Annotated in this window: 21 protein-coding genes; 9 read left to right on the top strand and 12 right to left on the bottom strand. The window is 72.7% G+C overall.

Annotated elements, in window-relative coordinates:
* The first annotated feature begins 55 nt into the window (after nucleotides 1-55).
* The 3 genes from rsmG (at nucleotide 56) to BJ993_RS09660 (ending at nucleotide 2,972) form a co-directional block, all read left to right on the top strand.
* The gene (gene rsmG, locus BJ993_RS09670) at nucleotides 56-793 is read left to right on the top strand and encodes a 16S rRNA (guanine(527)-N(7))-methyltransferase RsmG (RefSeq protein WP_179648591.1); all 738 of its coding nucleotides are present in this window, start codon (nucleotides 56-58) and stop codon (nucleotides 791-793) included.
* A 182-nt stretch (nucleotides 794-975) separates the two neighbouring features.
* Nucleotides 976-1,926 (top strand): ParA family protein, encoded by a 951-nt coding sequence (locus BJ993_RS09665; RefSeq protein WP_373366947.1) that lies wholly within the window; start codon nucleotides 976-978, stop codon nucleotides 1,924-1,926.
* Between the two features lie 167 nt (nucleotides 1,927-2,093).
* A complete protein-coding gene (locus BJ993_RS09660; protein ID WP_308645532.1) occupies nucleotides 2,094-2,972 on the top strand; it encodes a ParB/RepB/Spo0J family partition protein in 879 nt (292 codons plus the stop codon).
* Nucleotides 2,973-3,108: 136 nt separating this feature from the next.
* Here the strand turns inward: BJ993_RS09660 and BJ993_RS09655 are convergent, their stop codons facing one another.
* On the bottom strand, nucleotides 3,109-4,476 hold the full coding sequence (locus BJ993_RS09655; RefSeq protein WP_179648589.1) for a calcium-binding protein: 1,368 nt from the start codon (nucleotides 4,474-4,476) through the stop codon (nucleotides 3,109-3,111).
* Between the two features lie 159 nt (nucleotides 4,477-4,635).
* Between BJ993_RS09655 and BJ993_RS09650 the strand changes: the two genes are divergently transcribed.
* Both BJ993_RS09650 and BJ993_RS09645 read left to right on the top strand, forming a co-directional pair.
* Nucleotides 4,636-5,154 (top strand): SigE family RNA polymerase sigma factor, encoded by a 519-nt coding sequence (locus BJ993_RS09650; protein ID WP_179648588.1) that lies wholly within the window; start codon nucleotides 4,636-4,638, stop codon nucleotides 5,152-5,154.
* Nucleotides 5,151-6,041: a hypothetical protein gene (locus tag BJ993_RS09645; protein ID WP_179648587.1), complete on the top strand. Its 891-nt coding sequence runs from the start codon at nucleotides 5,151-5,153 to the stop codon at nucleotides 6,039-6,041. Before BJ993_RS09650 ends, BJ993_RS09645 begins: the two co-directional genes overlap by 4 nt.
* Nucleotides 6,042-6,059: 18 nt before the next feature.
* Here the strand turns inward: BJ993_RS09645 and BJ993_RS09640 are convergent, their stop codons facing one another.
* Both BJ993_RS09640 and BJ993_RS09635 read right to left on the bottom strand, forming a co-directional pair.
* On the bottom strand, nucleotides 6,060-6,842 hold the full coding sequence (locus BJ993_RS09640; protein ID WP_179648586.1) for a lysophospholipid acyltransferase family protein: 783 nt from the start codon (nucleotides 6,840-6,842) through the stop codon (nucleotides 6,060-6,062).
* A 98-nt stretch (nucleotides 6,843-6,940) separates the two neighbouring features.
* The gene (locus tag BJ993_RS09635; protein WP_179648585.1) at nucleotides 6,941-8,155 is read right to left on the bottom strand and encodes a pyridoxal phosphate-dependent aminotransferase; all 1,215 of its coding nucleotides are present in this window, start codon (nucleotides 8,153-8,155) and stop codon (nucleotides 6,941-6,943) included.
* A 63-nt stretch (nucleotides 8,156-8,218) separates the two neighbouring features.
* On the opposite strand from BJ993_RS09635, the gene BJ993_RS09630 reads away from it, so the two are divergent.
* Entirely contained in the window at nucleotides 8,219-8,878 is a 660-nt protein-coding gene (locus BJ993_RS09630) for a GNAT family N-acetyltransferase (protein WP_179648584.1), read from the top strand.
* Between the two features lie 25 nt (nucleotides 8,879-8,903).
* On the opposite strand, the gene trxA is transcribed toward BJ993_RS09630, so the two are convergent.
* The 7 genes from trxA to BJ993_RS09595 all read right to left on the bottom strand — a co-directional run bounded on the left by trxA (nucleotide 8,904) and on the right by BJ993_RS09595 (nucleotide 17,867).
* Complete coding sequence (trxA, locus tag BJ993_RS09625; protein ID WP_036543871.1) at nucleotides 8,904-9,236, bottom strand: thioredoxin; 333 nt, start codon at nucleotides 9,234-9,236, stop codon at nucleotides 8,904-8,906.
* A 48-nt stretch (nucleotides 9,237-9,284) separates the two neighbouring features.
* Nucleotides 9,285-10,277: a thioredoxin-disulfide reductase gene (gene trxB, locus BJ993_RS09620; RefSeq protein WP_036543873.1), complete on the bottom strand. Its 993-nt coding sequence runs from the start codon at nucleotides 10,275-10,277 to the stop codon at nucleotides 9,285-9,287.
* A gap of 115 nt (nucleotides 10,278-10,392) precedes the next feature.
* A complete protein-coding gene (locus tag BJ993_RS09615; protein WP_179648583.1) occupies nucleotides 10,393-11,223 on the bottom strand; it encodes a hypothetical protein in 831 nt (276 codons plus the stop codon).
* 46 nt (nucleotides 11,224-11,269) lie between these two features.
* Nucleotides 11,270-11,992, bottom strand: a complete 723-nt coding sequence (gene sigM, locus BJ993_RS09610) for an RNA polymerase sigma factor SigM (RefSeq protein WP_051932080.1) — start codon at nucleotides 11,990-11,992, stop codon at nucleotides 11,270-11,272.
* Nucleotides 11,982-13,904, bottom strand: a complete 1,923-nt coding sequence (locus tag BJ993_RS09605) for a protein kinase family protein (RefSeq protein ID WP_179648582.1) — start codon at nucleotides 13,902-13,904, stop codon at nucleotides 11,982-11,984. The genes sigM and BJ993_RS09605 overlap by 11 nt, the downstream gene beginning before the upstream one ends.
* Before the next feature lie 43 nt (nucleotides 13,905-13,947).
* The gene (gene murJ, locus BJ993_RS09600; RefSeq protein WP_179648581.1) at nucleotides 13,948-15,636 is read right to left on the bottom strand and encodes a murein biosynthesis integral membrane protein MurJ; all 1,689 of its coding nucleotides are present in this window, start codon (nucleotides 15,634-15,636) and stop codon (nucleotides 13,948-13,950) included.
* A complete protein-coding gene (locus tag BJ993_RS09595; RefSeq protein WP_179648580.1) occupies nucleotides 15,633-17,867 on the bottom strand; it encodes a DUF6049 family protein in 2,235 nt (744 codons plus the stop codon). The genes murJ and BJ993_RS09595 overlap by 4 nt, the downstream gene beginning before the upstream one ends.
* 90 nt (nucleotides 17,868-17,957) lie before the next feature.
* Here BJ993_RS09595 and BJ993_RS09590 point away from each other — a divergent pair, with 90 nt between their 5' ends.
* Nucleotides 17,958-19,442, top strand: a complete 1,485-nt coding sequence (locus BJ993_RS09590; RefSeq protein WP_444547291.1) for a CCA tRNA nucleotidyltransferase — start codon at nucleotides 17,958-17,960, stop codon at nucleotides 19,440-19,442.
* Nucleotides 19,443-19,450: 8 nt separating this feature from the next.
* Here BJ993_RS09590 and BJ993_RS09585 read toward each other — a convergent pair whose 3' ends face one another.
* The gene (locus BJ993_RS09585) at nucleotides 19,451-20,494 is read right to left on the bottom strand and encodes a hypothetical protein (RefSeq protein WP_179648579.1); all 1,044 of its coding nucleotides are present in this window, start codon (nucleotides 20,492-20,494) and stop codon (nucleotides 19,451-19,453) included.
* Nucleotides 20,491-22,248, bottom strand: a complete 1,758-nt coding sequence (locus BJ993_RS09580; RefSeq protein WP_179648578.1) for a hypothetical protein — start codon at nucleotides 22,246-22,248, stop codon at nucleotides 20,491-20,493. The genes BJ993_RS09585 and BJ993_RS09580 overlap by 4 nt, the downstream gene beginning before the upstream one ends.
* Nucleotides 22,249-22,381: 133 nt before the next feature.
* On the opposite strand from BJ993_RS09580, the gene BJ993_RS09575 reads away from it, so the two are divergent.
* On the top strand, nucleotides 22,382-22,864 hold the full coding sequence (locus BJ993_RS09575; RefSeq protein ID WP_036543882.1) for an SRPBCC family protein: 483 nt from the start codon (nucleotides 22,382-22,384) through the stop codon (nucleotides 22,862-22,864).
* 69 nt (nucleotides 22,865-22,933) lie between these two features.
* On the top strand, nucleotides 22,934-24,031 hold the full coding sequence (locus BJ993_RS09570; RefSeq protein ID WP_179648577.1) for an endonuclease/exonuclease/phosphatase family protein: 1,098 nt from the start codon (nucleotides 22,934-22,936) through the stop codon (nucleotides 24,029-24,031).
* The last annotated feature ends 69 nt before the right edge of the window (nucleotides 24,032-24,100 follow it).

Below are 24,100 nucleotides of genomic sequence, written 5' to 3'. Positions count from 1 at the left end.
GGGGGCGCGTCAGTTCTCCGTCCATCACCGCACGACCACCAGGGGGAAGCACCAGATGACTGTCGAGCTCCCCCCTCCCCCGCCGGCCGTCACCGCGCTGTTCCCCGCCTCCCGGGTCGACGCAGCCGTGGCGTACGCCGAGCTCCTGGCCACCGACGGGGTCGTCCGTGGCCTCATCGGCCCTCGTGAAGCGCCCCGCCTGTGGGAGCGCCACGTCCTCAACTGCGCCCTGATGGCGCCCGCCCTGCCTTTGGACGCCCGGGTGGCCGACATCGGCTCCGGCGCCGGCCTGCCCGGCCTCGTGCTGGCCATCGCCCGACCGGACATCACGATCACCCTGGTCGAGCCGCTGCTGCGTCGTACGACCTTCCTGGAGGAGGCTGTCGCCTCCCTCGGCCTCACCAACGTGGTGGTCGTCCGCGGCCGTGCCGACGCGCTCCACGGCACCTCCGACTTCGACGTCGTCACTTCCCGAGCCGTCGCCCCGCTCGACCGCCTGCTGGAGTGGTCGATGCCCCTCGTCGCCCCGCACGGCGCCCTCGTCGCGATGAAGGGGAGCTCGGCACCCGAGGAGGTCGAGGCGGCGGCTCCCGTCCTCGCCCGACTGGGATGTGCCGCTCCGGTCATCGAGACGTGGGGCGGCGGGGCCGATGCTGTCCCCGACGTGAGTCCGATCCGCGTCGTGCGGGTGACGTGGGCCGACCCGGCCCGCGTATCGTTGCCGTCCCGGCCGCAGCGTGATGTTCGGGCATCACGTCCTTCCCGCGGCAGGAACAAGAGGAGGAAGTCGTGACCGACGCCGAGGCCCCTGGCGGGTTTTCCACCGATGGGGGTGGGGGTGCTGAGCGTGAGCATCCACAGACTGAGCCCGGTTATCCACAGGCAAGCCTGCAGCGCGCGCTGCGTGGGGATGACGACGTTTCACGTGAAACCGGCTCCTCGGAGGAGTCGCCCGTTTCACGTGAAACGGGCACGGTGACCAGTACGGGCGTCCTGACCGCCGCGCAGCTCGCCGAGCGCAACGCCGGCTTCGAGGATGACCAGACCCCCCTCGCCCGGGCCGCGCAGGCCACGGTGATGGTGCGCGCCGGCATCCCCCAGGAGCAGCTGGGCCGACCCTCGGAGACCCGCGTCTTCGTCGTCGCCAACCAGAAGGGTGGCGTCGGCAAGACCACGTCGACGGTCAACCTCGCCGCGGCCCTCACCCAGCTCGGGCAGCGCGTCCTGGTCATCGACCTCGACCCGCAGGGCAACGCCTCCACGGCGCTCAACATCGAGCACCGGCAGGGCACCCCGTCGACGTACGAGCTCCTCGTCGACGGCCTCGCGATCGTCGACATCGCGCAGCCCTGCCCCGACGCCGCCGGTCTCTGGGTGGTCCCCGCGACCATCGACCTGGCCGGTGCGGAGATCGAGCTGGTCAGCGTCGTCGCCCGCGAGCAGCGGCTGAAGAAGGCCATCGACGCGCACCCCCGGGTCGGCACCGCCGCCGACATCGGCGAGGAGCGCTTCGACTACGTCTTCATCGACTGCCCGCCCTCGCTCGGCCTGCTGACCCTGAACGCGCTCGTCGCGGGCGCGGAGATGCTGATCCCGATCCAGGCCGAGTACTACGCCCTCGAGGGGCTCGGTCAGCTGCTCGCCACGGTCGACATGGTGCGCGCGCACCTCAACCCGGAGCTGGCCGTCTCCACCATCGTGCTCACCATGTACGACGCCCGGACGCGCCTGGCTGCGGGCGTGGCCCAGGAGGTGCGCGAGCACTTCGGCGACCAGGTCCTCAAGACGGCCATCCCGCGCTCGGTGCGCGTGTCCGAGGCGCCGTCGTACGGGCAGACCGTGATGACCTACGACCCGGGCTCGCCGGGCGCCCTCAGCTACCTCGAGGCAGCCCGCGAGATCGTCACCCGAGGAGCCGCCCTGTGAACGCGAACGCGCCCCGTCGGGGCCTCGGCCGGGGCCTCGGATCGCTGATCCCGACGGCCCCGCCCGCCGCTCCCCCGGCGCCCGGAAATGCCCCGGCGACGGACGTGGTTGTCAACCCGGACGCCCAGAATTCGGACCTTGCCGCAGGAGCGCCTTCCAGCGCGTCGGTGGACCTCAGGTCCACGGACACCACGAGCGGCCCGCAGACGGCGGATTCGGCTCTGGCGCCCGTCGAGGGCGCCTTCTTCGCCGAGCTGCCCGTCGAGCAGATCCGGCCCAACGCGGTGAACCCGCGGACCGTCTTCGACGAGGAGGCGATGGCCGAACTGGTCCACTCGATCAAGGAGATCGGCCTCCTCCAGCCCGTCGTCGTCCGCAAGACGGCCCCGGATGCCTACGAGCTGGTCATGGGCGAGCGCCGCTGGCGCGCCACCCAGGCCGCCGGCCTCACCACGATCCCCGCGATCGTGCGCGAGACCGAGGACACCGACATGCTCCGGGACGCGCTCCTGGAGAACCTGCACCGCAGCAACCTCAACCCGCTCGAGGAGGCGGCGGCGTACCAGCAGCTGCTCGAGGACTTCTCCTGCACGCACGACGAGCTGGCCCAGCGGATCGGCCGCTCGCGCCCCCAGATCAGCAACACCCTTCGCCTGCTGAAGCTCACCCCCGCCGTGCAGCGCCGGGTGGCCGCGGGCGTGCTGTCCGCCGGCCACGCGCGAGCGCTCCTCGGCGTGCCCGACGCCGACCAGCAGGACCGCCTCGCCCAGCGGGTGGTGGCCGAGGGCATCTCGGTGCGGGGCCTGGAGGAGATCGTCGCGGTGGGCGACGACACTGGTACGCCGAAGCGCACCACGCGTCCGAAGCCGAAGGCCCCCGGCCTGGCCGAGCTGTCGGAGCGCCTGGGTGACCGGCTGGAGACGCGGGTGAAGATCGACCTCGGCAAGGCCAAGGGGAGGATCAGCATCGAGTTCGCCAACACCGGCGACCTGCAGCGCATCGTCGACCTCATCGACCCGCGCAACCGCAACGACAGGATCATCTGAGCGGTCCCGCCCCGGACGTACGACGGCCCGGCTCCCCACACGGTAGCCGGGCCGTCGGCTTTGTCGACATGGAGACATGTCACTTTGGCAACATGTCTCCCTCGCGTTGCGCATGTTTCACGGGAAACGTCGTGCGTCAGGAGGCGGGCAAGGGCCACCCCGGGCAGGTGTCCGGACCGGCGGGCTGCAGCTCGACCGACGTGAGCGTGGAGGACGCAGCGGGTGTGCCCTTCAGGCAGTCGGTGCCGATCTGCCCGTCGACGTCGACGACGGTGCCGTCGAGGTGGACCAGGACGTTGTCGTCGCCGGCACCCGCGACGAAGGTGAGCGGCGTCAGCATGAAGTCGTCGGTCGCGGGATCGAAGAACGGCAGGCCGGCCACGACCGAGTCCGCGGCGGGCGAGCCGTGCACCGTCGCGCCGAGGCCACGCGGTCCGATCACCTCGACCGATGCCAGTGTCGCCAGGTCGCGGCCGCTCTCGTTCTCGACGACCCCGCTGCCTGCGCCGGTGAGGGAGACGACCACCTTCTGCGTGGAGCCTGTCGGAGGCAGCGCCGTGACGTCGGTCTGGTCGGCTCCCGACCCGCCGTCCAGCAAGCCGGTGCCGCCGCAGGCCTTGCCCAGGAGGTAGGTGTCGACGAGGGTGTCGTTGCCCGCCTGGCCGTAGAGCCGGTCGTACTCGGGTTGGCTGCTGACCCAGCAGGGCTCGGTGTCGGTGAGGCGGTCGTCGCCGTCGCCTCCCTCGAGCGTGTCCCGGCCGTAGCCCTCTGCCGTGAGGGTGTCGTTGCCCGTCCCGCCGACGAGGCGGTCGTCGCCACCGGAGTCCTCCACCCAGTCGTCGTCCGCGCCGGCCCACACCTGGTCGTTGCCCGACCCCGGGGACAGCAGGTCGCGGCCGCCACCGCCCCAGATGCGGTCGGCTCCCGGGCCACCGGCGATGGAGTCGCGGTCGTCCGTTCCGACCAGCCGGTCGGCGTACGCGCTCCCGACGAGTCCTGGGCGCGTGTTGAACACCAGACGGTCCGAGCCGTCGCCGGCGGCCGTCCCGGTCGCGAGGTTCACCGAGACGCCCCGCGGCGCGGTGTCGTAGAGCACCTTGTCCGCGTTGTGCAGCTCGTCCCGCGGGTCGACACCGGGCACGAGGGTGTCGTCGCCGGCCCCGCCGCGCAGCTTGTCGCCGACGTGCCAGGTCTGGTCGGACCCGTCCACGTAGACCTCGTCGATGCCGCCGTACAACCGGTCGTTGCCCGCATTGCCGCGGAGGTCGTCAGCCCCCTCGCCGCCGCAGATGGTGTCGTTGCCACCGAGCCCGTTGATCACGTCGTTGCCGCCACCACCGTCGATGACGTCGGCCCGGGAGGTTCCCCGGATGACGTCGCCTCCGGCAGTGCCATGGATGGTCACCCGCTTCCCCGCGCACGTGGAGGCGGCGTCCGACGGAGCGGGCACGAGCACGAGTCCGGCGAGGGTGAGGGCGGCGACCGCCCCGAGCTGCGTGCGCATGCCCTGAGCCTATGTCGGCGACGGAGACGTGGTGGGCCTCGCCGACATCGACTTGTCGACAAGACGACAAAGCGACATGTCGAGAGGACGACATGGCGGCCACCTGTCACGGCGACAGTCCCCCGTGCGTCGAGGAGGATGAGGACAGGAGGAAGCACCATGGGACGGCGCGGACGAGAGCGGGCGGCGGAGTTCAGCGACTTCGCACGCACCGCCATGCCCGACCTCTACCGCACCGCGTCCCTGCTGTGCGCCGACCGCCACCGTGCCGAGGACCTGGTCCAGGAGACCCTGGCCCGCGTCTACGCCCGGTGGAGTACGACGATCGACAACCCAGCTGCGTATGCCCAGACCACGTTGACCCGCACCTGGATCAGCCAGCAGCGGCGACGCAGCACCCACGAGCGTCCGATGGACCGGCTGCCGGAGCACCCGGTCCCGGCTCCGGACGACGCCCTCCGGCTCACGCTGCTCGACGCCCTCGCCGGACTCGAGCCGCTGGACCGGGTGATCGTCGTGCTGCGGCACGTCGACGACGTGCCGACCGCCGAGGTCGCGCTGCGCTTGGGGATGACCGACGTCGCCGTACGGGCGCGCCTGATGCGGGCCCTGCGAAAGCTGCGAGCGGTGCTCGACCTGCCCTTCCCCGACCTCGTCACCGAAGGGACCACGCCATGACCGACCACGGACTCACCGACCTGCTCCAGCGCGCGACGGAGCCGTTCGACCCGTCGAGCGCGGACCGGATCATCGCCGACAGCATCCACGGGGGCGCCCGCAGGCGTCGCCGCCGTCACCTCGCCGTCACCACGACCGCCGGGGTGGCCGCGGCCGCCGTCGCCGGGCTCGTCGTCCTGATCGCGGGCGGTGGCGACACGGTGCGCGGCGAGGACCCGCTCGCCACCCAGCCGGGCTCCCCCACCAGCGCGCCCGCGGACGGCCCGACCAGCTACGACCCCGGCTCGGAGACCGAGGTGCCCGGTGGACCCGAGATCCCGACCGACCGCGGCATCGTCGGCGACGCCCGGCTGGTGGCGGCCGTGCAGGAGCTGCTCGCGAGCAGCGGCACGGTCACCGGCGCCGAGGTGGAGCACGTCTCGACCGGGGTGACGGGGCACCTGGCCGACACGACCCGCGAGGGCCGGCGGATCGACCTCCTGCTGGACGGCATGGGCACCTCGATCACGATCCAGCGCTGGGACGGGTACTCCGCGGTCGGCGTCGCCGAGCCCGGGCCGACCAGCGAGGAGGACCCGGGCCAGCGGGTCGCCACCACCGCCCAGGAGGCCTGTGCCGGGGCCTACCGGGTGTTCCCGCCCGTCGAGTGCACGTCCGTCGCCGGCGGCGCGTACGAGGCCGGCTGGCCGTCCCAGGGAGCCGGGATGCCCGACACGTACAAGGAGCTGGTGGTCACCCTGTTCACCGACGACGGCTGGGCGATCCAGGTCGACACCTACAACACGCCCGGCGAGAAGACCGGCGGGCCGCTCCGGGAGCTGCCCCCGCTCTCCGCGGCGAGGGCGCTGGAGATCGCGCAGAGCCCGCGGTGGTTCACCGAGGGCTGAGCCGCGCGCTCAGGCGTCCTACTTCCCGGCCTTCTTCTCGGCGGCCCGGGCAGCGCGCCTCGCCGCCCGCTCGCGCAGCTCGGCCTTGTCCATCTCGTCGGCCTTCTCCGGTGTCGGCGCCGAGCCGCCGAAGCGGGCGGGCGTCCACCAGGAGCCCGGCTCCTTCTCGGCGTCGGGGTACTCGGCGATGACCTCGTCGAGCATCCGCTGCATCGCCGCACGCAGCTCGGCGGTCTCGGCGGCGATGTCCTCGCCGGTCGGGTGCAGCGGCTCCCCCACCTTGACGACGATGGTCTTGGGCGAGCGCGAGAAGTCCTTCTCGTGGTCCTTGGTCATCAGCCGGTGGGCACCCCAGACGATGACCGGGATGAGCGGGACGCCGGCGTCGGCGGCGATCCGCGCGGCGCCGGACTTGAGCTCCTTGATCTCGAAGGAGCGGGAGATGGTGGCCTCGGGGTAGATCCCGACCACCTCGCCGGCCTTGAGATAGGCCAGCGCGTCCTTCATCGACTGCAGCCCCGAGCCGCGGTCGACGCGGATGTGGTGGAAGGAGCGCAGGAGGTGGCCCACACCGGGCTTGTCCATCATCTCCTTCTTGATCATGAACCGGACCAGGCGCTTCTGCGGCTCGGCGCCGGCACCGGCGTAGATGAAGTCGATGTAGCCGGTGTGGTTGATCGCGAGCAGCGCGCCGCCCTTGCGTGGGATCGACTCCGACCCGGAGACCACCACCCGCTGGCGCATGAGCTTGAACAGCATCTTGGCGGTGACGATGACAGGCGGGTACGTGATGTCGAGCACCGGTGGAGTCTGACAGCCCGACCCGGGAAAGCGCGACTGCCTGTCGCGCAGAAGTGCCCGGAAAAGCTACTCCGAGCGAACAAAAATGTCGGCTGCCCTCAGCGTCGGGTGGCGAGGAACTCCGCGATCCGCCCGATCGCCTCCTCGAGTACGTCGACGTCCGGGAGCGTCACGAGCCGGAAGTGGTCGGGGGCGAACCAGTTGAAGCCGGTGCCGTGGGTGACCAGGATCTTCTTCGCCCGCAGCAGCTCGATCACGAACTGCTCGTCGTCGTCGATCGGGTAGACCTCCGGGTCGAGCCGCGGGAAGCAGTAGAGCGCGCCGCGCGGGCGCACCGAGGTCACGCCGGGGATCTCGTTGAGCAGCCGGTCGGCCAGCATCGCCTGCTCGTAGAAGCGCCCGCCGGGCACGATCAGCTCGTTGATCGACTGGTAGCCGCCGAGCGCGGTCTGGATCGCGTGCTGTGCCGGCACGTTGGCGCACATGCGCATGTTGGAGAGCAGGGTGAGCCCCTCGAGGAAGTCCTCGGCGAGCTCCTTGGGGCCGGACACCATGACCCAGCCGGCGCGGTAGCCGCAGACCCGGTAGGCCTTGGACAGGCCGCTGAAGGTCAGGCAGAGGACGTCGTTGCCGGCCGCGGCCGCCGCGTGGTGGTGGACCGCGTCGTCGAAGAGGATCTTCTCGTAGATCTCGTCGGCGAACACGACCAGGTCGTGGCGGCGGGCGATGTCGACCAGCTTGGCGACCATCTCCTTGCTGTAGACCGCGCCGGTGGGGTTGTTCGGGTTGATGATCACCAGGCCGTGGGTGTTCTCGGTGATCTTCGACTCGATGTCCTCGAGGTCCGGCATCCAGCCGTTGTCCTCGTCGCACCGGTAGTGCACGGGGGTGCCGCCGGACAGCGACACCGCGCCGGTCCACAGCGGGTAGTCGGGCGCCGGCACCAGGATCTCGTTGCCGTCGTCGAGGAAGGCGGTGAGGACCATGGAGATCATCTCGGAGACGCCGTTGCCGATGAAGACGTCCTCGACGGCCGTGTCCTTGAGGCCGCGCGACTGGTAGTACTGCGCGACCGCGGTGCGCGCGGAGTAGATGCCACGGGAGTCGCTGTAGCCCTGCGCGTCGGGCAGGTTGTGCACCATGTCGGCGACGATCGCCTCGGGCGCCTCGAAGCCGAACGGTGCGGGGTTGCCGATGTTCAGCTTGAGGATCTTGTGGCCCTCGGCCTCGAGGCGCTGGGCCTCGACGAGGATGGGTCCCCGGACGTCGTACCGGACGTTGCGGAGCTTCCTGCTCTGGCTGATCTTGCGCACGAGCCCCATTCTCGCAGGTCCCCGCCACCCCATTTCAGGGCGGCGACGCCTACTGTTGGAGACGTGGCCCGCACCACCGTGCCGCTGACCCTCGACCTGCTCGACGCCCTCGACGCGCCGTGCCGGACCTGCCTGTTCTGGGAGCGCGACCCGGTGCACCGTGACGGGCTCTCGCCCGCCGAGCGGGCCCGCGAGAAGGAGGCCTGGGTCTCCGAGGTGCTGCGCGAGTGGGGCTCGTGCGGGCGGGTCGCGGTCGTCGACGGCGAGCCGGTCGGCTACCTCGTCTACGCCCCGGCCGCGTTCGTGCCGGGTGCCGCCGCCTTCCCCACCGCCCCGGTCTCCCCCGACGCGGTGCTGCTCACCACCGCGTGGATCCGCCCCGACCACGCCGGCGGCGGGCTGGGCCGCCTGCTCGTGCAGGGGATGGCGCGCGATCTCGTCGGACGCGGGGACATCCGGGCGGTCGAGGCGTTCGCCCGGACCGGTCGCATGTCGCCGGGCAGCCACGCGGAGTGCGTCGTACCGGCGGACTTCCTGGCCCGGGTCGGCTTCAAGACGCACCGGGCGCACCCTCGCACGCCGCGGATGCGGATGGAGATGCGCTCGCTGGTGACCTGGCGGGGCGAGATGGAGGCCGCGTGGGAGCGGCTCATCGGCGTCGTACGACGCCCGAAGCACGCTCCCGCACCGGTGCCCCGGGAAGCACGAAGCCCCCGGTCCTAGGGGGACCGGGGGCTCCGCTGCGACGTCAGGCGTCGATGAACTCGGAGAGCTCCTTGAGGATCGCGGCCTTCGGGCGGGCGCCGACGATGGTCTTCACGACCTCGCCGCCCTGGTAGACGTTGATCGTCGGGATGCCGGTGACCCGGTACGACGCCGGGGTGACCGGGTTCTCGTCGACGTTCAGCTTGTAGAACGTGATCTTGTCGCCGTGGGCGCCGGCGATCTCGTCGAGGATCGGGGCGACCTGGCGGCACGGACCGCACCACTCGGCCCAGAAGTCCACGAGGACGGGCTTGTCGGACTTGAGGACCTGCGCGTCGAACTCGGCGTCGGTCACGGCGGAGATGTTGTCGGCCACTGGGGGCACCCCTTCGGTATCGGTGAACGTGAAGTCTGTTGGTGGAACCTACGCGCCCGCGCTGGCATTCCCGGCGAGGGCGTTGCCGGCGGTCGCGGCGGCGTGGTCGAGCGCGGCGATGTAGCGCTCCGCGTCGAGGGCGGCGGCGCAGCCGGTGCCCGCGGCGGTGATCGCCTGGCGGTAGGTGTGGTCGACCAGGTCGCCGGCGGCGAAGACGCCGGGGACGTTGGTCGCGGTCGAGCCTGGCTGGACCAGGACGTAGCCGTTGTCGTCGAGGTCGACCTGGCCGGTCAGCAGCTCGGAGCGCGGCTCGTGCCCGATCGCGATGAACAGGCCGGTCGCGGGCAGCTCGCTGGTCTCGCCGGTGACGGTGTCCTTCAGGGTCAGCGACTCGAGGGAGTCCTCGCCGTTGATCGACTCGACCACGGAGTTCCAGACGATCTCCAGCTTCGGGTCGGCGAAGGCCCGCTCCTGCATGATCTTGGAGGCGCGCAGCTCGTCGCGGCGCACGATCAGCGAGACCTTCGAGCCGAAGCGGGTCAGGAAGGTGGCCTCCTCGACGGCGGAGTCGCCGCCGCCGACGACCGCGATGTGCTGCTCGCGGAAGAAGAAGCCGTCGCAGGTGGCGCAGTACGAGACGCCACGGCCGGACAGCTTCTCCTCGTTGGGGAGGTCGAGCTTGCGGTAGCCGGAGCCGGTGGAGAGGATCACGGCCCGCGCGGTGTAGGTGTCGGTGGCCGTCTTGACGACCTTCACGTCACCGGTGAGGTCGACCTCGACCACGTCGTCGGCGACGAGCTCGGCGCCGAAGCGCTCGGCCTGGGCGCGCATCTCGTCCATCAGGGCCGGGCCCTGGATGCCGTCGCGGAAGCCGGGGAAGTTCTCGACCTCGGTGGTGTTCATCAGGGCACCGCCGGCGGTGACCGAGCCCTCGAAGACGAGCGGGTTCAGCTGCGCCCGCGCGGCGTAGATCGCTGCGGTGTAGCCGGAGGGACCGGAGCCGATGACGATGACGTTGCGGGGCTCGGTGGACTCGGTCATGGGACTCCCTGTCAGGGTGGAAGGACTGCACTCGCTGAACCCGATCGTAGGCTCCGGCATTCCCGGGGGCGAACCGCGCCCAGCGGATGGTTCAGCGGCTGGCTCAGCGGATGGTTCAGCTGGCGGCGAGGATCATCGAGTGCAGGACGTCGCCGGTGCCGCACGCCAGCACCTCGGCCGCCTGGTTGGACCCGACCGGCTCCCGGAACGCGACCACGGCCGGCTTGCCGTCGTACAGGACGCCGACGAGGTAGCCGCTGCCGAAGTCGGCGGTCTCGCACATGAAGTCGGCGGGGGCGGTGAGGGTCGCCCGGCCGTAGTCGGCGGCGGCCGGGTGCGGCAGGGAGTAGTGCTGCAGCGCGACCAGGTCCTCGCGCAGGTGGTCCGGACGGACCCGGCGCAGCTGCTCCTCGGTGACCACCCGGCGCGGCGTCGCGCTGGACGCCTCGGGCGCGGCCGTCGCGCTGGCGTCCTTCTCGGCGTTGCCGCTGACGAAGTCCTGGGCCTCGCCCAGCGCGTCGTCGTCAGCCGCCGAGCCCGCGGCGTCGCGGGCGGGCGCCTCGTCGGAGCTGGCGGTCGCGGCGTCGCTGCCGTCGCCCTGCCGGTCGTTGTTGACGATCCCGGCGCCGGCTGCGACGGCGACCACGGCCGCCGCGGCGCCGAGCAGCACCCGGACCCGGACCCGGCGGCGCCGGGCCGCGGCGTCGAGGGGTACGACGATGCCGGGGTTCTCGGGGTGGGAGACGGTCGCGCCGGACGCCGACCTGTCCGCGACCAGCTCCTCGATGACGCCGTCGAGGCGCGCCGTCACCTCGGCGGGCATCGGCTCGGGGCCCCCCGCGGCCGCGAGGGTACGACGGACCGCCGCCTCGACCTGCGGGTCGAGGGGCGCGTCGCCGGCGTCGGCGGCGTCGGCCGGGGCGTCCGGCTCGGTGGGATCGGTCATCTCGGGTTCCTGGTGGGGCGGTGCCGCACCTCGGGAGTGCGGCAGGTCAGTCGACGGTCGGGGCCTGCGGGACGGCGCCCGCCTCGGCGGCGGGTGGTCCCCGGCGCGTCAGGGATCCGACGTCCGGTCCGCTCGCGGGGTTCCCGTCGGTGGCGCCCGCGGCCGGCCCGGCTCCCGTGGGCTCGGTCACGTCGAGCACGTCGGCCAGCAGCACGGCCAGCTTGGCCCGCGCCCGCGAGCACCGGCTCTTCACGGTGCCCTCGGCGCAGTCGAGGATCAGCGCGGTCTCCGCGACGGAGTAGCCCTCCATGTCCACGAGCACGACGGCAGCCCGCTGCTCCTCGGACAGCCGCCCGAGGGCAGCCCTGACCAGCGCGCGCCGCTCCGTCGCGACGGACTGGTCCGCTGGGTCGACCGCGTCGCCCACCGTCTGGCGGACCGGCCGCAGGTCGTCGACGTCCTCGGGCAGGGGCTCGGCCCGTCGTACCCGGGCCGCTCGGAGGCGGTCGAGGCAGGCGTTGACCACGATGCGGTGGAGCCAGGTGGTGACGGCGGCCTCGCCCCGGTAGGACCCGGCGCGGCGGAACGCCGCGATCAGGCCCTCCTGCAGGCCGTCCGCTGCGGTCTCGGGATCGTTGCAGGTCCGCAGCGCGACCGCCCAGAGCCGGTCACGGTGCCGGGCGAAGAGGGTGCTGAAGGCGGAGTCGTCGCCGGCGACGTGGGCCGCCAGGAGATCGGCGTCGGTCGGCTCGCTCAGCTCACTCGCCACGAACCACCACCTCTGCGATCTCGCCACGGAAGTCCCCGCCGTCGACCTCGGGCAGCGAGGTCAGCCAGAGCACAAGGTAGCGGGCAGCGACCGGCTGGCGGTCGGCCGGCGCGAGCCCGACCACGCCGGTGCCGCTGGCCTGCGCCAGCGGCTTGCCCGCCGGGGCTCCCGTCGGGGCCGCGTCGAAGCCGTAGACCGCGAGGGTGGTCTGCCCGTCGAGGCGTACGTCGACCGCGCTGACCTGGCGCACCTGGCCGAGGTCGAGCAGCACGCCGACCCCCGTCTTCAGGCCGGGTGGCGGGCCGAGCTGGTCCTTGTAGGTGCTGGTGCGCCAGGTGGTCGAGGCCTTGCCGTCGACGAGGTTGTCGACGTCGCCGGCGTTCTCCTCGCCGTCGGTGCCGAGCGGGTCGAAGTCGCGCACGGTGACGCCGCGCAGCACCGAGGCCTGGCTGGCCGTGCTCGACGGCGTGGTCACCGGCTCGTCGTCGGGGTCGCCGCCGAGCGGGGTGCGGCCGCGGCCGAGGTTGAAGGCGATCGCGATGCCGACCAGCAGCAGCACGGCCACGGCGACGCCCATGGCGAGGCGCAGCCAGTTGCGCCCGGGCACGATCTCCCCGGTGCCGTCGAGGTCGGCCGACGGTGGCGCGCCGTCCTCGTCCCACGGCCAGTACCCCGTGGCCGGGGGGCCGTCGTCGCCGACCGACGCCGGCCAGCCGTTGCCGGCCGGACCCGGTCCGAGGTCGGGTCGCGGTCGTCGTACGCCTTCGGCGAAGAGGGGGCGCTCGGGCAGGTCCTCGAAGGGCGGCGGGGGCGGCGGCGGGGTGCTGCGGGTGCGCAGCCACTGCACGTCGTCGTCCTCGCCCTCGCCGAAGACGGGCATCCCCGCCTCGGTGGGCAGGTCGGTCACGTCGGCGGGCGTCGGCACGGGCGGGTCGGAGAGGTCGACGCTCTCGAGGTCGAGCTCGGGCTCGGCGGCCGGCACCACCGGGATGTCGTCGCGCGAGGAGTCGTGGGGCAGCGGGTCGTCGACGGCGGGCAGCCACACCGGCCGCAGCTCGTTGACCTGCGGGATCGCCTGGGCGAGCGACTCCGGCATGCCCGCCGGGTCGCCGACGAACGCCAGCAGCTCCTCGGCGATGCCCTGCGCGGTGCTGACGTCGGGGTGGTCGCTGCCGAGCATCCGGCGCCGGGTGTGCACGCCGGTGCACTCGAACTCCCGCCACACCAGGTCGAGCTGCTTCGGGACGCCGGCGCGGACCTGTCGCGGGCTGAGGAAGGTGCCGTTCTCGCGCGGGGCGGCCGGCACGATCGAGCCCGACGGACCGGGCCAGACGCCGGTGAGCGCGCAGTAGAGGAGGCCGCCGAGGTCCTCCAGGTCGCCCTGGACGTCGCCCGGGGGCAGCCCGTGCAGGGCGGCGTCGACGCACATGCCGATGAGGCGGACCGAGCCGTAGCGGTCGATGAGGACGTTCTCCGGGTTGAGCCGCCCGTGGGTGACGCCGGCGGCGTGGGCCCGGGCGATCGCGTCGGCGACGTCGGCGACCAGCCAGGCCGCGCGCCGCGGGCCGAGCGGGCCGGCGTGGGTGACCAGGATGTCGAGCGAGGTGCCGGTCCCCCACTCGTTGACGACGAAGCAGCGGCCGTCCTCCTGCTGGGCGTCGAGCACCCGGAGGATCCGGGGGTCCAGGACGCCGGCCGAGGTGCGGGCCGCCTCGACGAGACCGGGGGCGCGCGCGTCCTCGACGTCGATGACGTGGAGGGCGACGAACCGCTCGAGGACGGCGTCGTGGGCACGCCAGAACCGCCCGCCGCCGCTCTCGCTCAGCAGGTCGATCAACCGGTAGCGGCCGGCGAGCACATCCCCCGACCGCGTCGACGTCGCCACCTGGAAGTCCAGTCCCTCTCTCGTCACTCCATCCTAGGCACCAGCGGGCACCCTCGCAGGCACCTGGCCGTCAGCGCCGCACGCGGGCCAGCACGGTGCCCACGACCGAGTTCACCTCGTCGATCCGGAGCACCTTGGCGGCCGCCAGCAGCGCGGCGCCACCGGCCGCGGAGACCACGGCCAGCTCCACCCCGGCCCACACCCAGCCGGGCGCGCTGGAGACCTCGCCGATGGTGTCGTCGACGATGATCAGCACGAGCCGCGCGACGGCGTACACGACGGCGGCGGCGGCGAGCAGCCGGACCACGAAGCCCCGCCACTGGCGGGCGCCGCCGCGGGCCGGGTGGCCGCCCCTGCGCATCAGCCGGACCAGCACGATGCTGGAGAGCACCGAGCCGACCGTGTACGACGCCGTGTAGGCCAGCACCAGCATCGGCGAGGTGTCCCACGGGTCCACCCGGCTGACGAACAGCAGCGCCAGCCCGATGTTGGTCGCGGCGATCACGCACTGCACCCAGAAGACCGTCCGGTTGCGCTCGAGGGCGTAGAAGCCGCGCAGGACCAGGTAGTGGACGGTGAACGCCACGACGCCGAACCCGAACAGCACCATCGAGGACTCGAAGCGGTGGTAGCCGTCCGCGGTCGCGCCGTGGCCCCAGATGACCTGGGCCAGCGGCAGGGCGATCGACGGCAGCAGTGCCGCGAACGGTACGACGACCGCGAGCGCCGTGCGCAGCGTGCTGCCCAGCGTCGCGGCCAGCGCCCCGAGGTCGCCGCGCGCGGCGGCGTCGGAGAGCCGCGGCAGGATCGCGGTGGCCAGCGAGACGGTGATGATCGAGTGCGGCACCATCACCACGAGCATCACGCTGGAGTAGATCGTGATGCCGGTGCCGTCGTCGGCCGAGGCGGTGCCGTTGGAGGCCAGGCGCACGACGACGATGTAGGCGATCTGGTTGACGATGACGAAGAGCACCGTCCACACGCCGAGCTTGAAGGTCTGGCCGAGGCCGACGCCCCGGAAGTCGAAGCGGGGCCGGTAGCGGATCCCGGCGGCGCGCAGGTAGGGCACCAGGATGAGCAGCTGGGCCGCGATGCCCAGGGTGGCGCCGATGCCGAGCAGCGCCTCCTGGCCGGGGGTGAACGGACCCAGCTGCTCGGCCTTCGTGGCCGGGCCGAAGACGACCAGGTAGGTCACCAGGACGGCCACCGAGATGACGTTGTTGGCGATCGGCGCCCACATCATCGGGCCGAACCGGCCGCGGGCGTTGAGGACCTGCCCGATCAGCACGAACATGCCGTAGAAGAAGACCTGCGGCAGGCAGAAGCGGGCGAAGTCGATCGCCGACTGCCGCTGCTCGGCCAGCGCGGGGTCGTCGAACTTCGAGCCCAGGACGACCTGCATCACCAGCGGGGCCGCGACGACGAGGAGCACGGTCACCACGCCGAGGAAGGCGATCGCGAGCGTCATCAACCGGTCGACGTACGCCGCGCCGCCGTCCTCGTCGCGCAGCATCGCGCGCTTGAGCTGCGGCACCAGGACCGCGTTGAAGACACCCCCCGCGATGAGGATGTAGATCATGTTGGGCACGGTGTTGGCCACCGTGAAGAGGTCGGCGTGCAGCGAGACGCCGAGCGCCGCCGCCAGCAGGGTCGAGCGGATGAAGCCGCTGAACCGGGAGACGACCGTGCCCGCCGCCATCACCGCGGTGTTGGCGAGGATCCTCCGCTCGTCGGAGCCGGTGTCGTCGGCCGCGCTCACGCGGTCTCCCCCGCGGTGTCGTCGCCCGCGGTGTCGTCCCCCGCGTCGGCGGGCCGGCTGCGCCGCCGGAAGCGGCGGACCAGCCGGATCGCGATCGCGACGAAGAGGATGCCGGCGCCGGAGCCGATGATCGCCCAGATCACCACGCCGGCCTGGCCGGTGCGCAGCGGCAGGGTGTCGTCGGCGCCGAGCGCGGTGCCGTCGACGTCGGTCAGGCGCAGGGTCACGTTGTGCACGCCGGTGCGGCTCATGGTGGCGTCGATCGGGACCGAGGTGCGGCTGTGCGCTGCGAGCCGGATCGGGTTGGCGACCTCGATCGTCGCGCCGGAGTCCGCGGTCGCGTCGATCGCGACCGTGACCGGCTCGTCGAGGTCGTTGCGCACCGACACGTTGAAGCCGCCCGACGTGCCCGACAGGGTCACCCCGTCGGGGGCCTCGATGGTGATCTTGTCCAGCTGGCCCTCGACCCACATCCGGGTCGTCGCCAGCCGCCAGGCCGCCTGGGCGTCGCCGCGCTGTGCGTACGACGACCCGGCGAGCGCCTCGCGGAGCAGCTCGCCCCCGACGGTGTAGTCGTCGCCCAGGATCGCCTGGTAGGCGCGGGCGGCGCGGATCAGCTGCCCGGCCTCGACCAGCACGGTGCCCGGCAGCTCCTCGTCCTCCTGGCCGGGTGGGTAGCTCAGGTCGGCCGGGTCGATCTGCCGGTCGGCCGCCACCTTGCCGTCGGCGCCCGTGCCCGGCTCCACGACGAGGTCGTCGAGCCCGGACAGGTTGATCCACGGCTGGTCGAGCCCGGACCAGAAGCTCGACGCCCCGGCCGCCGACACGGAGGACGGCAGGACGACGACCAGCGGGTCCGGGTCCTTGTCGCCGGCGCGCAGCAGGCGGACCACCGCCTCCGCGAGGATCCGCTGGCGCAGCGCGACCGGCGACAGCTCGGCGTCGGGTCCCGGTCCGCCGGTCGCGGCGGCCGTGGAGGTGACGACCACCGGCCGGTCGCCGACGAGCCCGGCGACGGGCGGGCGCGCCGAGAAGGTCTCCCGGGGGAACATCTGGTCGCCGAGCAGCAGCACGGCGCCGTCGTCGACGGCGGAGATCGCGTTCGCCGGCAGGTAGCCGTCGGGCGATCCCGCGACGGGCAGCGCATCGAGGTCCCACGAGGACAGCTCGGGCCCGGTCTGCTCACGGGCGGCCCGGTAGAGGCTGGGCAGCGAGTCGGCCGCGGAGGCGAGGTCCGGGTCGCCGTACGGGAGCGTGGCGAGGGTGCCGTCGCCGACCTCGCTCTCCGCCTGGGCCAGCCACGAGCGGGCCGACCGGGCGAGCGGGGTGTCGGTGTCCGGCTCCTCCTCGGCCGCGCCGTCGCCGTCGTCGGACGGTTCGTTGCTCGGCGTCGGCTCGTTGGGGTCCGGCACCGGCGTGACCTTGCGCGCCGGGTTGCCGTCGGCCAGCTGGCGGACCGCGTCGGGCACGGCGGGGTCCAGCAGCCAGGTCACCGGCGCGAGGCCGGCCGCCGCCCCGAAGGCCAGCGGGCCGCCGAGCTGGCCGTCGACGCCGAGCGCCTCGGTCCAGGCGCCGGCATCGGCCACCGTGCCGTCCTCGGCGTGCGTGATCCGGCCGCGCAGGGGCAGCACGACCGCCGTGTCGACCTCGGGTCCGTTGGGGCTGCGCACCGAGGGCAGGAAGGTCCGCGCCCGGCCGTCTGCGGTGATGCTGTCGTCCGGGGTGTGGGCACTGCCGCCGAGCGCGTGCACGCCCAGCCAGTAGACGCCGGTCTTCGGGTCGGGGAAGAGGGTGCGCAGGACCGCCTGCGGCACGGTCAGTGTGTACGACGCCGACTGGCCCGGCTCCAGCGTGCCCAGGTCGAAGCGGACGTTCGTCTCCCGGACGCCGATCGGCGCGACCGGGTCGGAGTCGGCGGCGGCGGCGAGGTCGGCCGCGGTCGTCATCACCTCGGCGCAGGACGTCGTGGTGCACTCGGCGCCGACGTTGAACACCGGGTAGAGCCGGATCTTGCTCCAGGTCTCGAGGTCGGTGTTCGTCACGGTGCCGCGGATCTCGAGCGGCCCGTTGCGCGGCAGCACGCCGGGGGTGAGGTCCGCGATCGTGATCTCGAGCGGGGCGTCGTACGTGTCGTCGTCGGGTCGCGCGGAGGCCGGCGCGGCCATGCCGAGGAGGCCGATCAGGAGAGTCGTCAGCACACCCCAGGGCAGGAGCGAACGACGGACGACCACGTCCCGAGGGTAGTGGGGTGCCCTGTGCGGCTCGGGGACCCCACGTCCCCGTTCGGTCCCAGCAGCGTCCGGCTCATAGACTCCCCACCCGTGACCGACGCCGACCGCCCCGCCTCGCCAGCGCCCGGCGCGCCCCTGCGCCTGGTCGACGTGCAGGCCGCTGTCGACGCCGAGCTGGACCGCATCGGACCGGTCATCGACGAGCTCGGAGCGCTGTTCACCGAGGCCGGCCACGAGCTCGCCCTTGTCGGTGGCCCGGTCCGCGACGCGATGCTCGGCCGTCGCTCCAACGACCTCGACTTCACCACCTCCGCACGGCCGGAGCAGATGGACAAGCTGCTGCGTGCCTGGGGTGACGCCTGGTGGGACATGGGCCGCGACTTCGGCACCATCGGCTGCCGCAAGGGCGACTGGGTCGTCGAGGTCACGACCTACCGCTCCGAGGCCTACGACCCCGACAGCCGCAAGCCCGAGGTGCAGTACGGCGACAGCCTCGCCGGCGACCTCGGCCGCCGCGACTTCACCGTCAACGCCATGGCGGTGCGCCTGCCCGGCCGCGAGCTCGAGGACCCGTACGGCGGCCTGATCGACCTCGCGCACCGTGTGATCCGCACGCCGGGCACCCCCGAGCAGTCGTTCTCCGACGACCCGCTGCGGATGATGCGGGCCGCCCGCTTCGCGGCCCAGCTCGGCTTCTCGGTCGACCCGTCCGTCGTACGCGCGATGACCGAGATGGCCGACCGGATCCAGATCATCTCCGCCGAGCGGGTGCGCGACGAGCTGGTGAAGCTGATCTGCGCGCCGCACCCCCGGCTGGGCCTGAGCCTGCTCGTCGAGACCGGCCTCGCCGACCGGGTGCTGCCGGAGCTGCCGGCGCTGAAGCTCGAGCGCGACGAGCACCACCGCCACAAGGACGTCTACGAGCACACCCTGACCGTGCTCGAGCAGGCGATCGACCTCGAGCCCCGCCTGGCCGAGCGGGGCGACATCGCGCCCGGCCCGGACTTCGTGTCCCGCTTCGCCGCGCTCATGCACGACGTCGGCAAGCCGCGGACCCGCCGCTTCGTCGACGACGGCACGGTCACCTTCCACCACCACGACGTGGTCGGCGCCAAGCTCACCCGCAAGCGGATGAAGGCGCTGAAGTTCAGCAACGACGAGATCGACGCCGTCAGCGACCTCGTGGAGCTCCACCTCCGCTTCCACGGCTACGGCTCGGGCGAGTGGACCGACTCCGCGGTCCGCCGCTACGTCCGCGACGCGGGTGACCAGCTCGAGCGCCTCCACGTGCTCACCCGCGCCGACTGCACCACGCGCAACCGCAAGAAGGCGGAGCGCCTGCGCCGCACGTACGACGACCTCGAGGCCCGCATCGACCGGCTCTCCGCCGAGGAGGAGCTCGCCTCGATCCGGCCGGACCTCGACGGCAACCAGATCATGGAGATCCTCGGGATCCCCCCGGGCCGTGAGGTCGGGCAGGCCTACCAGTTCCTGCTGGAGCTGCGCCTCGACAACGGGCCGATGTCCGAGGAGGACGCCACCGCCGCGCTGAAGGAGTGGTGGGCGAGCCGCTGAGGCGCGGGTCAGGGAAGCGGCGTCGGCACCACGGCCCCGCCGGCGCGCGACTCCGGCAGGATCGCGCCGTCCTCGGTCCCCGGGACGACGCGGCAGGCACCGTCCGGCACCGTGCAGGTGACCAACGGGAAGGTCTGCGCGCCGTCGAGCGAGGCGCTGACGGTGGCGATGCCGGCGGCCGTGGCGTCGTCGAGCCAGGAGTCGAGCCTCCAGCCGAGGTCGCGTGGCTGCGGCTCGAGCGGGTCGACGCCGAGGTCTGCCGCGGTGAGCCGGGTGGTGACCGGCGCGCCGCCCGCCGCGGGCACCAGCTGGGGAGCACCGCGCGGCGGCTGCCGGATCGTCCACGCCCCGCCGGGGCTGGTCAGCTCCGGCTCGGAGGAGAGGGCGGCGTACCAGGGCTGGTCGTCGTAGCCGCTGTTCGCGTCGCTGACGACCTCGGCCTCGCCGGACGCGAGCTCGACCGCGACCACCTCACCGGGGGTGAGGAAGTAGGCGTGGTCGGCGCTGACGCCGAGGACGGCGGGAGGTGCGTCCTCGTAGAGGTCGGCCAGGTCGTCGGTGGCGGGATCGCCCATGCCCTCGGCGCTGCGGTGGACCTCGCGCCCGGTCCGCAGGTCGACGACGACCGCCTCGGCGAGCGGGGTGTCGTAGGCGTCGCGCTCCCCGCCGTGGTCGAGGAACGCGAGGTACCGTCGGTCCGGCGAGAGCGAGAGGCTGTCGGGCTCCGCGTGCACCCCGAGGCCCTGGCGTCCCTGCCCGTCCACCCGGACCAGCTCGGGCCAGGTCTCGTCGTCGGAGCGCGTGTCCGGTACGACATACGCCCCGCCCTCCCCGACGACGAAGGCGCGCACCGGGTCGCCGGCGTCGAGGGGGGTGCCGTCGCCGAGGTGGATCGTGGGGCCGGCGGCCCAGACCAGGCCACGCGCCTCCACGGTGCCCTCCGCAGCGGGCCAGCCGCTGCCGGCCTCCGGTGCCGGGTCGTCGCCGCAGGCCGCGAGCGCGGGGACGAGGAGGAGCGCGAGCGCGGGCAGCACGGTGCGGTGCGTGGTCACTGCTTCCAGTCCTTGTCGACGAAGGCGCCCAGCCGGGCCTGCAGGAAGGCGGACCCGAGGGCGGAGAGCTGGTCGGAGTGCTCGTACTCGATCGCGCTCTCGATGACGCCCCGCGCGGTCACCCCCGAGGCCAGCTTGCCAGCGTCCAGCCAGCGGGCGGTCTCGTCGAAGAAGGTGACGACCCCGGTGGCATAGGTGTGCGGCTGCGGTACGTCGCCCAGGCTGCTCGCCGGCAGGCCCAGGCCGTGGATCTCGGTCTCGCACACGTCGAAGGCGTCCTGCGCCTCCTTGAGGTGCTGGCCGGCCTTGTTCATGGACTCGTACTCGCTGTGCAGCTCGCTGCCGGCGTACGACGAGCGCGAGTAGAACAGGCTCGGCCACAGCGAGTCCGCGGAGCCGCCCTTCGGCGTCGAGTAGCCCTCCGACCCGCTCTCGTAGGTGCCGTAGATCCCGTCGTCGAGCGGGGCGATCCCCTCGAGCATGGTGGGCAGCGTCGTGGTCTCGACCGGCGCACCTAAGCCGCCGCCGTCGCCCTTGTTCGCCAGGTCGTAGGCGATGATCCGACCCGGGTTGCTGTAGTCGCCCGGCTGGTGTCCGGTGTCCTCGTTGTGCCGCTTGTGCGACGTGCTGAAGTAGATCCTCCCGTCGCGGATCGCGACGCCCTGCGCGCGCTCCGGCGTCTCGTAGGGGCCGTCGACCCGGACCCACTCCATCCGGCCGCTCTTCGCGTCGTACTGCTTCTCATAGATGTTGAGCACGCCGTTGTCGTCGTCGTCGAAGGTGCCGACGTAGAGCCTGCCGTCGTGGAACGTGGAGTACGCGCCCTCCGGCATCTCCTGTGGTGGACCGGTGACGCCGATGGTGCTGCCCGGCGCCTGGGCGCCCGGGCCGAGGATGTCGTTGCGGTCGTACTCGTAGACCAGCGGGTCCTCGCCGAACGGTCCGCCGCCCTTGGAGGAGTTCACGTGGACGGTGCCCGTCTCGGGGTCGACGCTCACCCCACCCGCGTGATTGGGGGCGATCCCGGCGTCCCCGGCGGCGCCGAGGCGGACGGTGTTGATGATCTCGCCGGTCGCCGGGTCGACCACGGTGAGGACGGCCTGTCCCTTCTCGTTGTACGACGTCTGGAGCAGGTAGCCCGTCTGGGGATCCACGCCCAGCCCCTGCGGGGTCCAGCCGTTGTCGTCGTCGCCGGCGGCGAGGGTGTCCGGGATGACCGGCCCCGGCAGCACACCCCGCTCCAGGTCGTCGAGCAGGGTGCGGGCCAGGCCGTTGGCGAACCACGCCTGCTGGTCGTCGGTCAGCTCGTACTCGAAGTAGTCGCGCGCGGTGTCCAGCTGCTTGCCGTACGTGCTCTTGACCTTCTCGAGCGCCGCCACCGTGTGCAGGAAGGTGATGAACCACGCGAGGCTGCCCTTGACCGCGGTCTTCTCCCAGTCCAGCCAGAGGTGGTGGATCCGGTCGGCCTCGCCGCTCGCCCACGAGTACGCCGAGCCCGCCATGCCGAGCGAGACCTTCGCCCGGTTGAGGCGCAGGTGGCAGACCTCGGCCACGGCGCGGGTCGCCCAAGCGCTCATGTTGAACAAGGCGCGGGCGTCGATGCTCTCCCAGTTGGGGGTGTCCCGCGCGAGGTGGATCAGGTCGATCGCGGTGCGGACGTGCTCCCTCGCCTTGTCGACGTCGTCCGCCCGCATCGTGATGGTGGTGAGGTTGCCGGAGGTGAGCTGGGAGTGCAGCTGTGCCGGAACCGCCATCCCTGCCGGGTGCCCGCGCCACGGCCGGCCGAAACCCCGCGCCGCCGCTGTGGCGGGCATCACGTACCGCCGGTCTGCTACCGGCAGGTAGGTTCCGGGGATCCGACACCGCCGTCACCCGAAGGGCTCCACCATGGCCGAGACGTACGAGAAGCTGCTCGAGGACTCCATCGACATCGCCGCCCCGGCCGACCGGGTGTGGGCACTGGTCACCGACATCCCGCGGATGTCGAAGTGGAGCCCGCAGGTGGTGAAGTCGACGGTCAAGGGCGGCGAGGTCAAGCTCGGCGCGACCTTCTCGAACCTCAACAAGCAGGGCATCAAGCGCTGGCCGACCGCCGGCAAGGTCGTCCGGTTCACCCCGCCGGCCGACGGCGCGACCGGGGACTTCGCCTTCAAGATCCGCGAGAACCGCACGGTGTGGTCCTTCGAGCTGGCGCCGACCGCCGACGGCGGCACCCGGCTGACCGAGCGCCGGGAGACCCCGCAGGGCATCTCGAACGTCTCGCTCGTGCTGACCAAGGCCGTCCTCGGCGGCCAGAAGGGCTTCACCGAGGAGCTGCGCCGCGGCATCCGCCAGACCCTGGAGAAGATCAAGGCCGAGGCCGAGGCCTGACCGGGTCCCGGGGGTCCCGGGTCCGCGGGTCCTGCCGCGGCCGTTCGGGGACCGGGGTTGAATGACCCCGTGAGCGACGACCTCCCCGACGAGCCCGGCCCGGACGAGTCCGAGCCCGCCGGGGACCAGTCCGCCGAGACGCCGGACGAGCAGCCGGCCGCGAAGAAGGCGAAGCCCGTGCCGCCGCCGCTGCCCGCGGCGCGGCCGGGCGCCAGCCCGGCCACCCAGGTGGCCACCGTCGCGGTGGTCGTCGTCGTGCTGCTCGTGCTCGGCATCGTCTTCGCGCTGCAGGGCGGCAACGACGCGCCCCCGGCGCCGGACCGGAACGACGCGGTGACGACCGTCCCCGACGTACCGTCCTCCGGGTTCCAGCCCTCCGCGAACTCCTCGTTGGGCGCTCCCCCGCTCGACATCCCGTCGAGCCTCTGCCCGAAGGACCTCACCCTCGAGCACCCGTTCACGGTGCTCTCGTTCAACATCCACTCCGCCATCCGCAAGCACGGCGGCCTCGCGGCGGGGACGCTGATCAAGGAGATCGGCACCTGGAAGCCGGACATCGTCCTGCTCCAGGAGGTCGACAACAACCGCGGGCGCTCCGGGAACGTGATCCAGGCCCAGCAGATCGCCGACGCCCTGGGGATGAGCTGGGTGACCGGCAGCGGCGAGACCGGCAACGCGATCCTGTCGCGGTTCCCGGTCAAGGAGCACGACATCATCGGGCTCCCCCAGGCCGGCGGGAAGTTCCCGCGGCACGCCGTGCACGCGGTCGTCGACATCGAGGGCACCGAGGTCAGCGTCTACTCGACCCACTTCGACCACATGTCGCAGGGCGCCCGGATCGCGCAGGCGACCGCGCTGGCCAAGGTGGTCCGCGCGGACGCCCGCCCGACGGTCGTCGCCGGCGACCTGAACAGCCGGGTCTCCTCCACCGCCGTCAGCACGCTGCGGGGCGCCGGCCTCGGCGACGTCTGGGCGGTCGGCTCGGGCGCGGGCGACACCGCCCCTGCCGCGAACCCGCGGGTCCGCATCGACTTCATCCTGCACGACGCCTTCCTGCAGCCGCTGCAGGCCGTCGTCCTCGCCTCGAGCGTCTCCGACCACCGGGCCGTGTGGTCGCGGCTGCAGCTGAGCGAGACCATCGGCTGCCTCGACGTCGGCCTGGGCTGACGCGGGGCTGCGCGGCAGCGCGGCGGGAGCCGCTCCACCTGCGAGCTTGCTCGCCGCCCGGCGGCGCAG

The organism is Nocardioides aromaticivorans (assembly GCF_013408525.1).
Classification (GTDB): domain Bacteria; phylum Actinomycetota; class Actinomycetes; order Propionibacteriales; family Nocardioidaceae; genus Nocardioides; species Nocardioides aromaticivorans.
The sequence above is the reverse complement of the archived record's forward strand: the minus strand, read 5'-3'. Positions and strand labels throughout refer to the sequence as shown.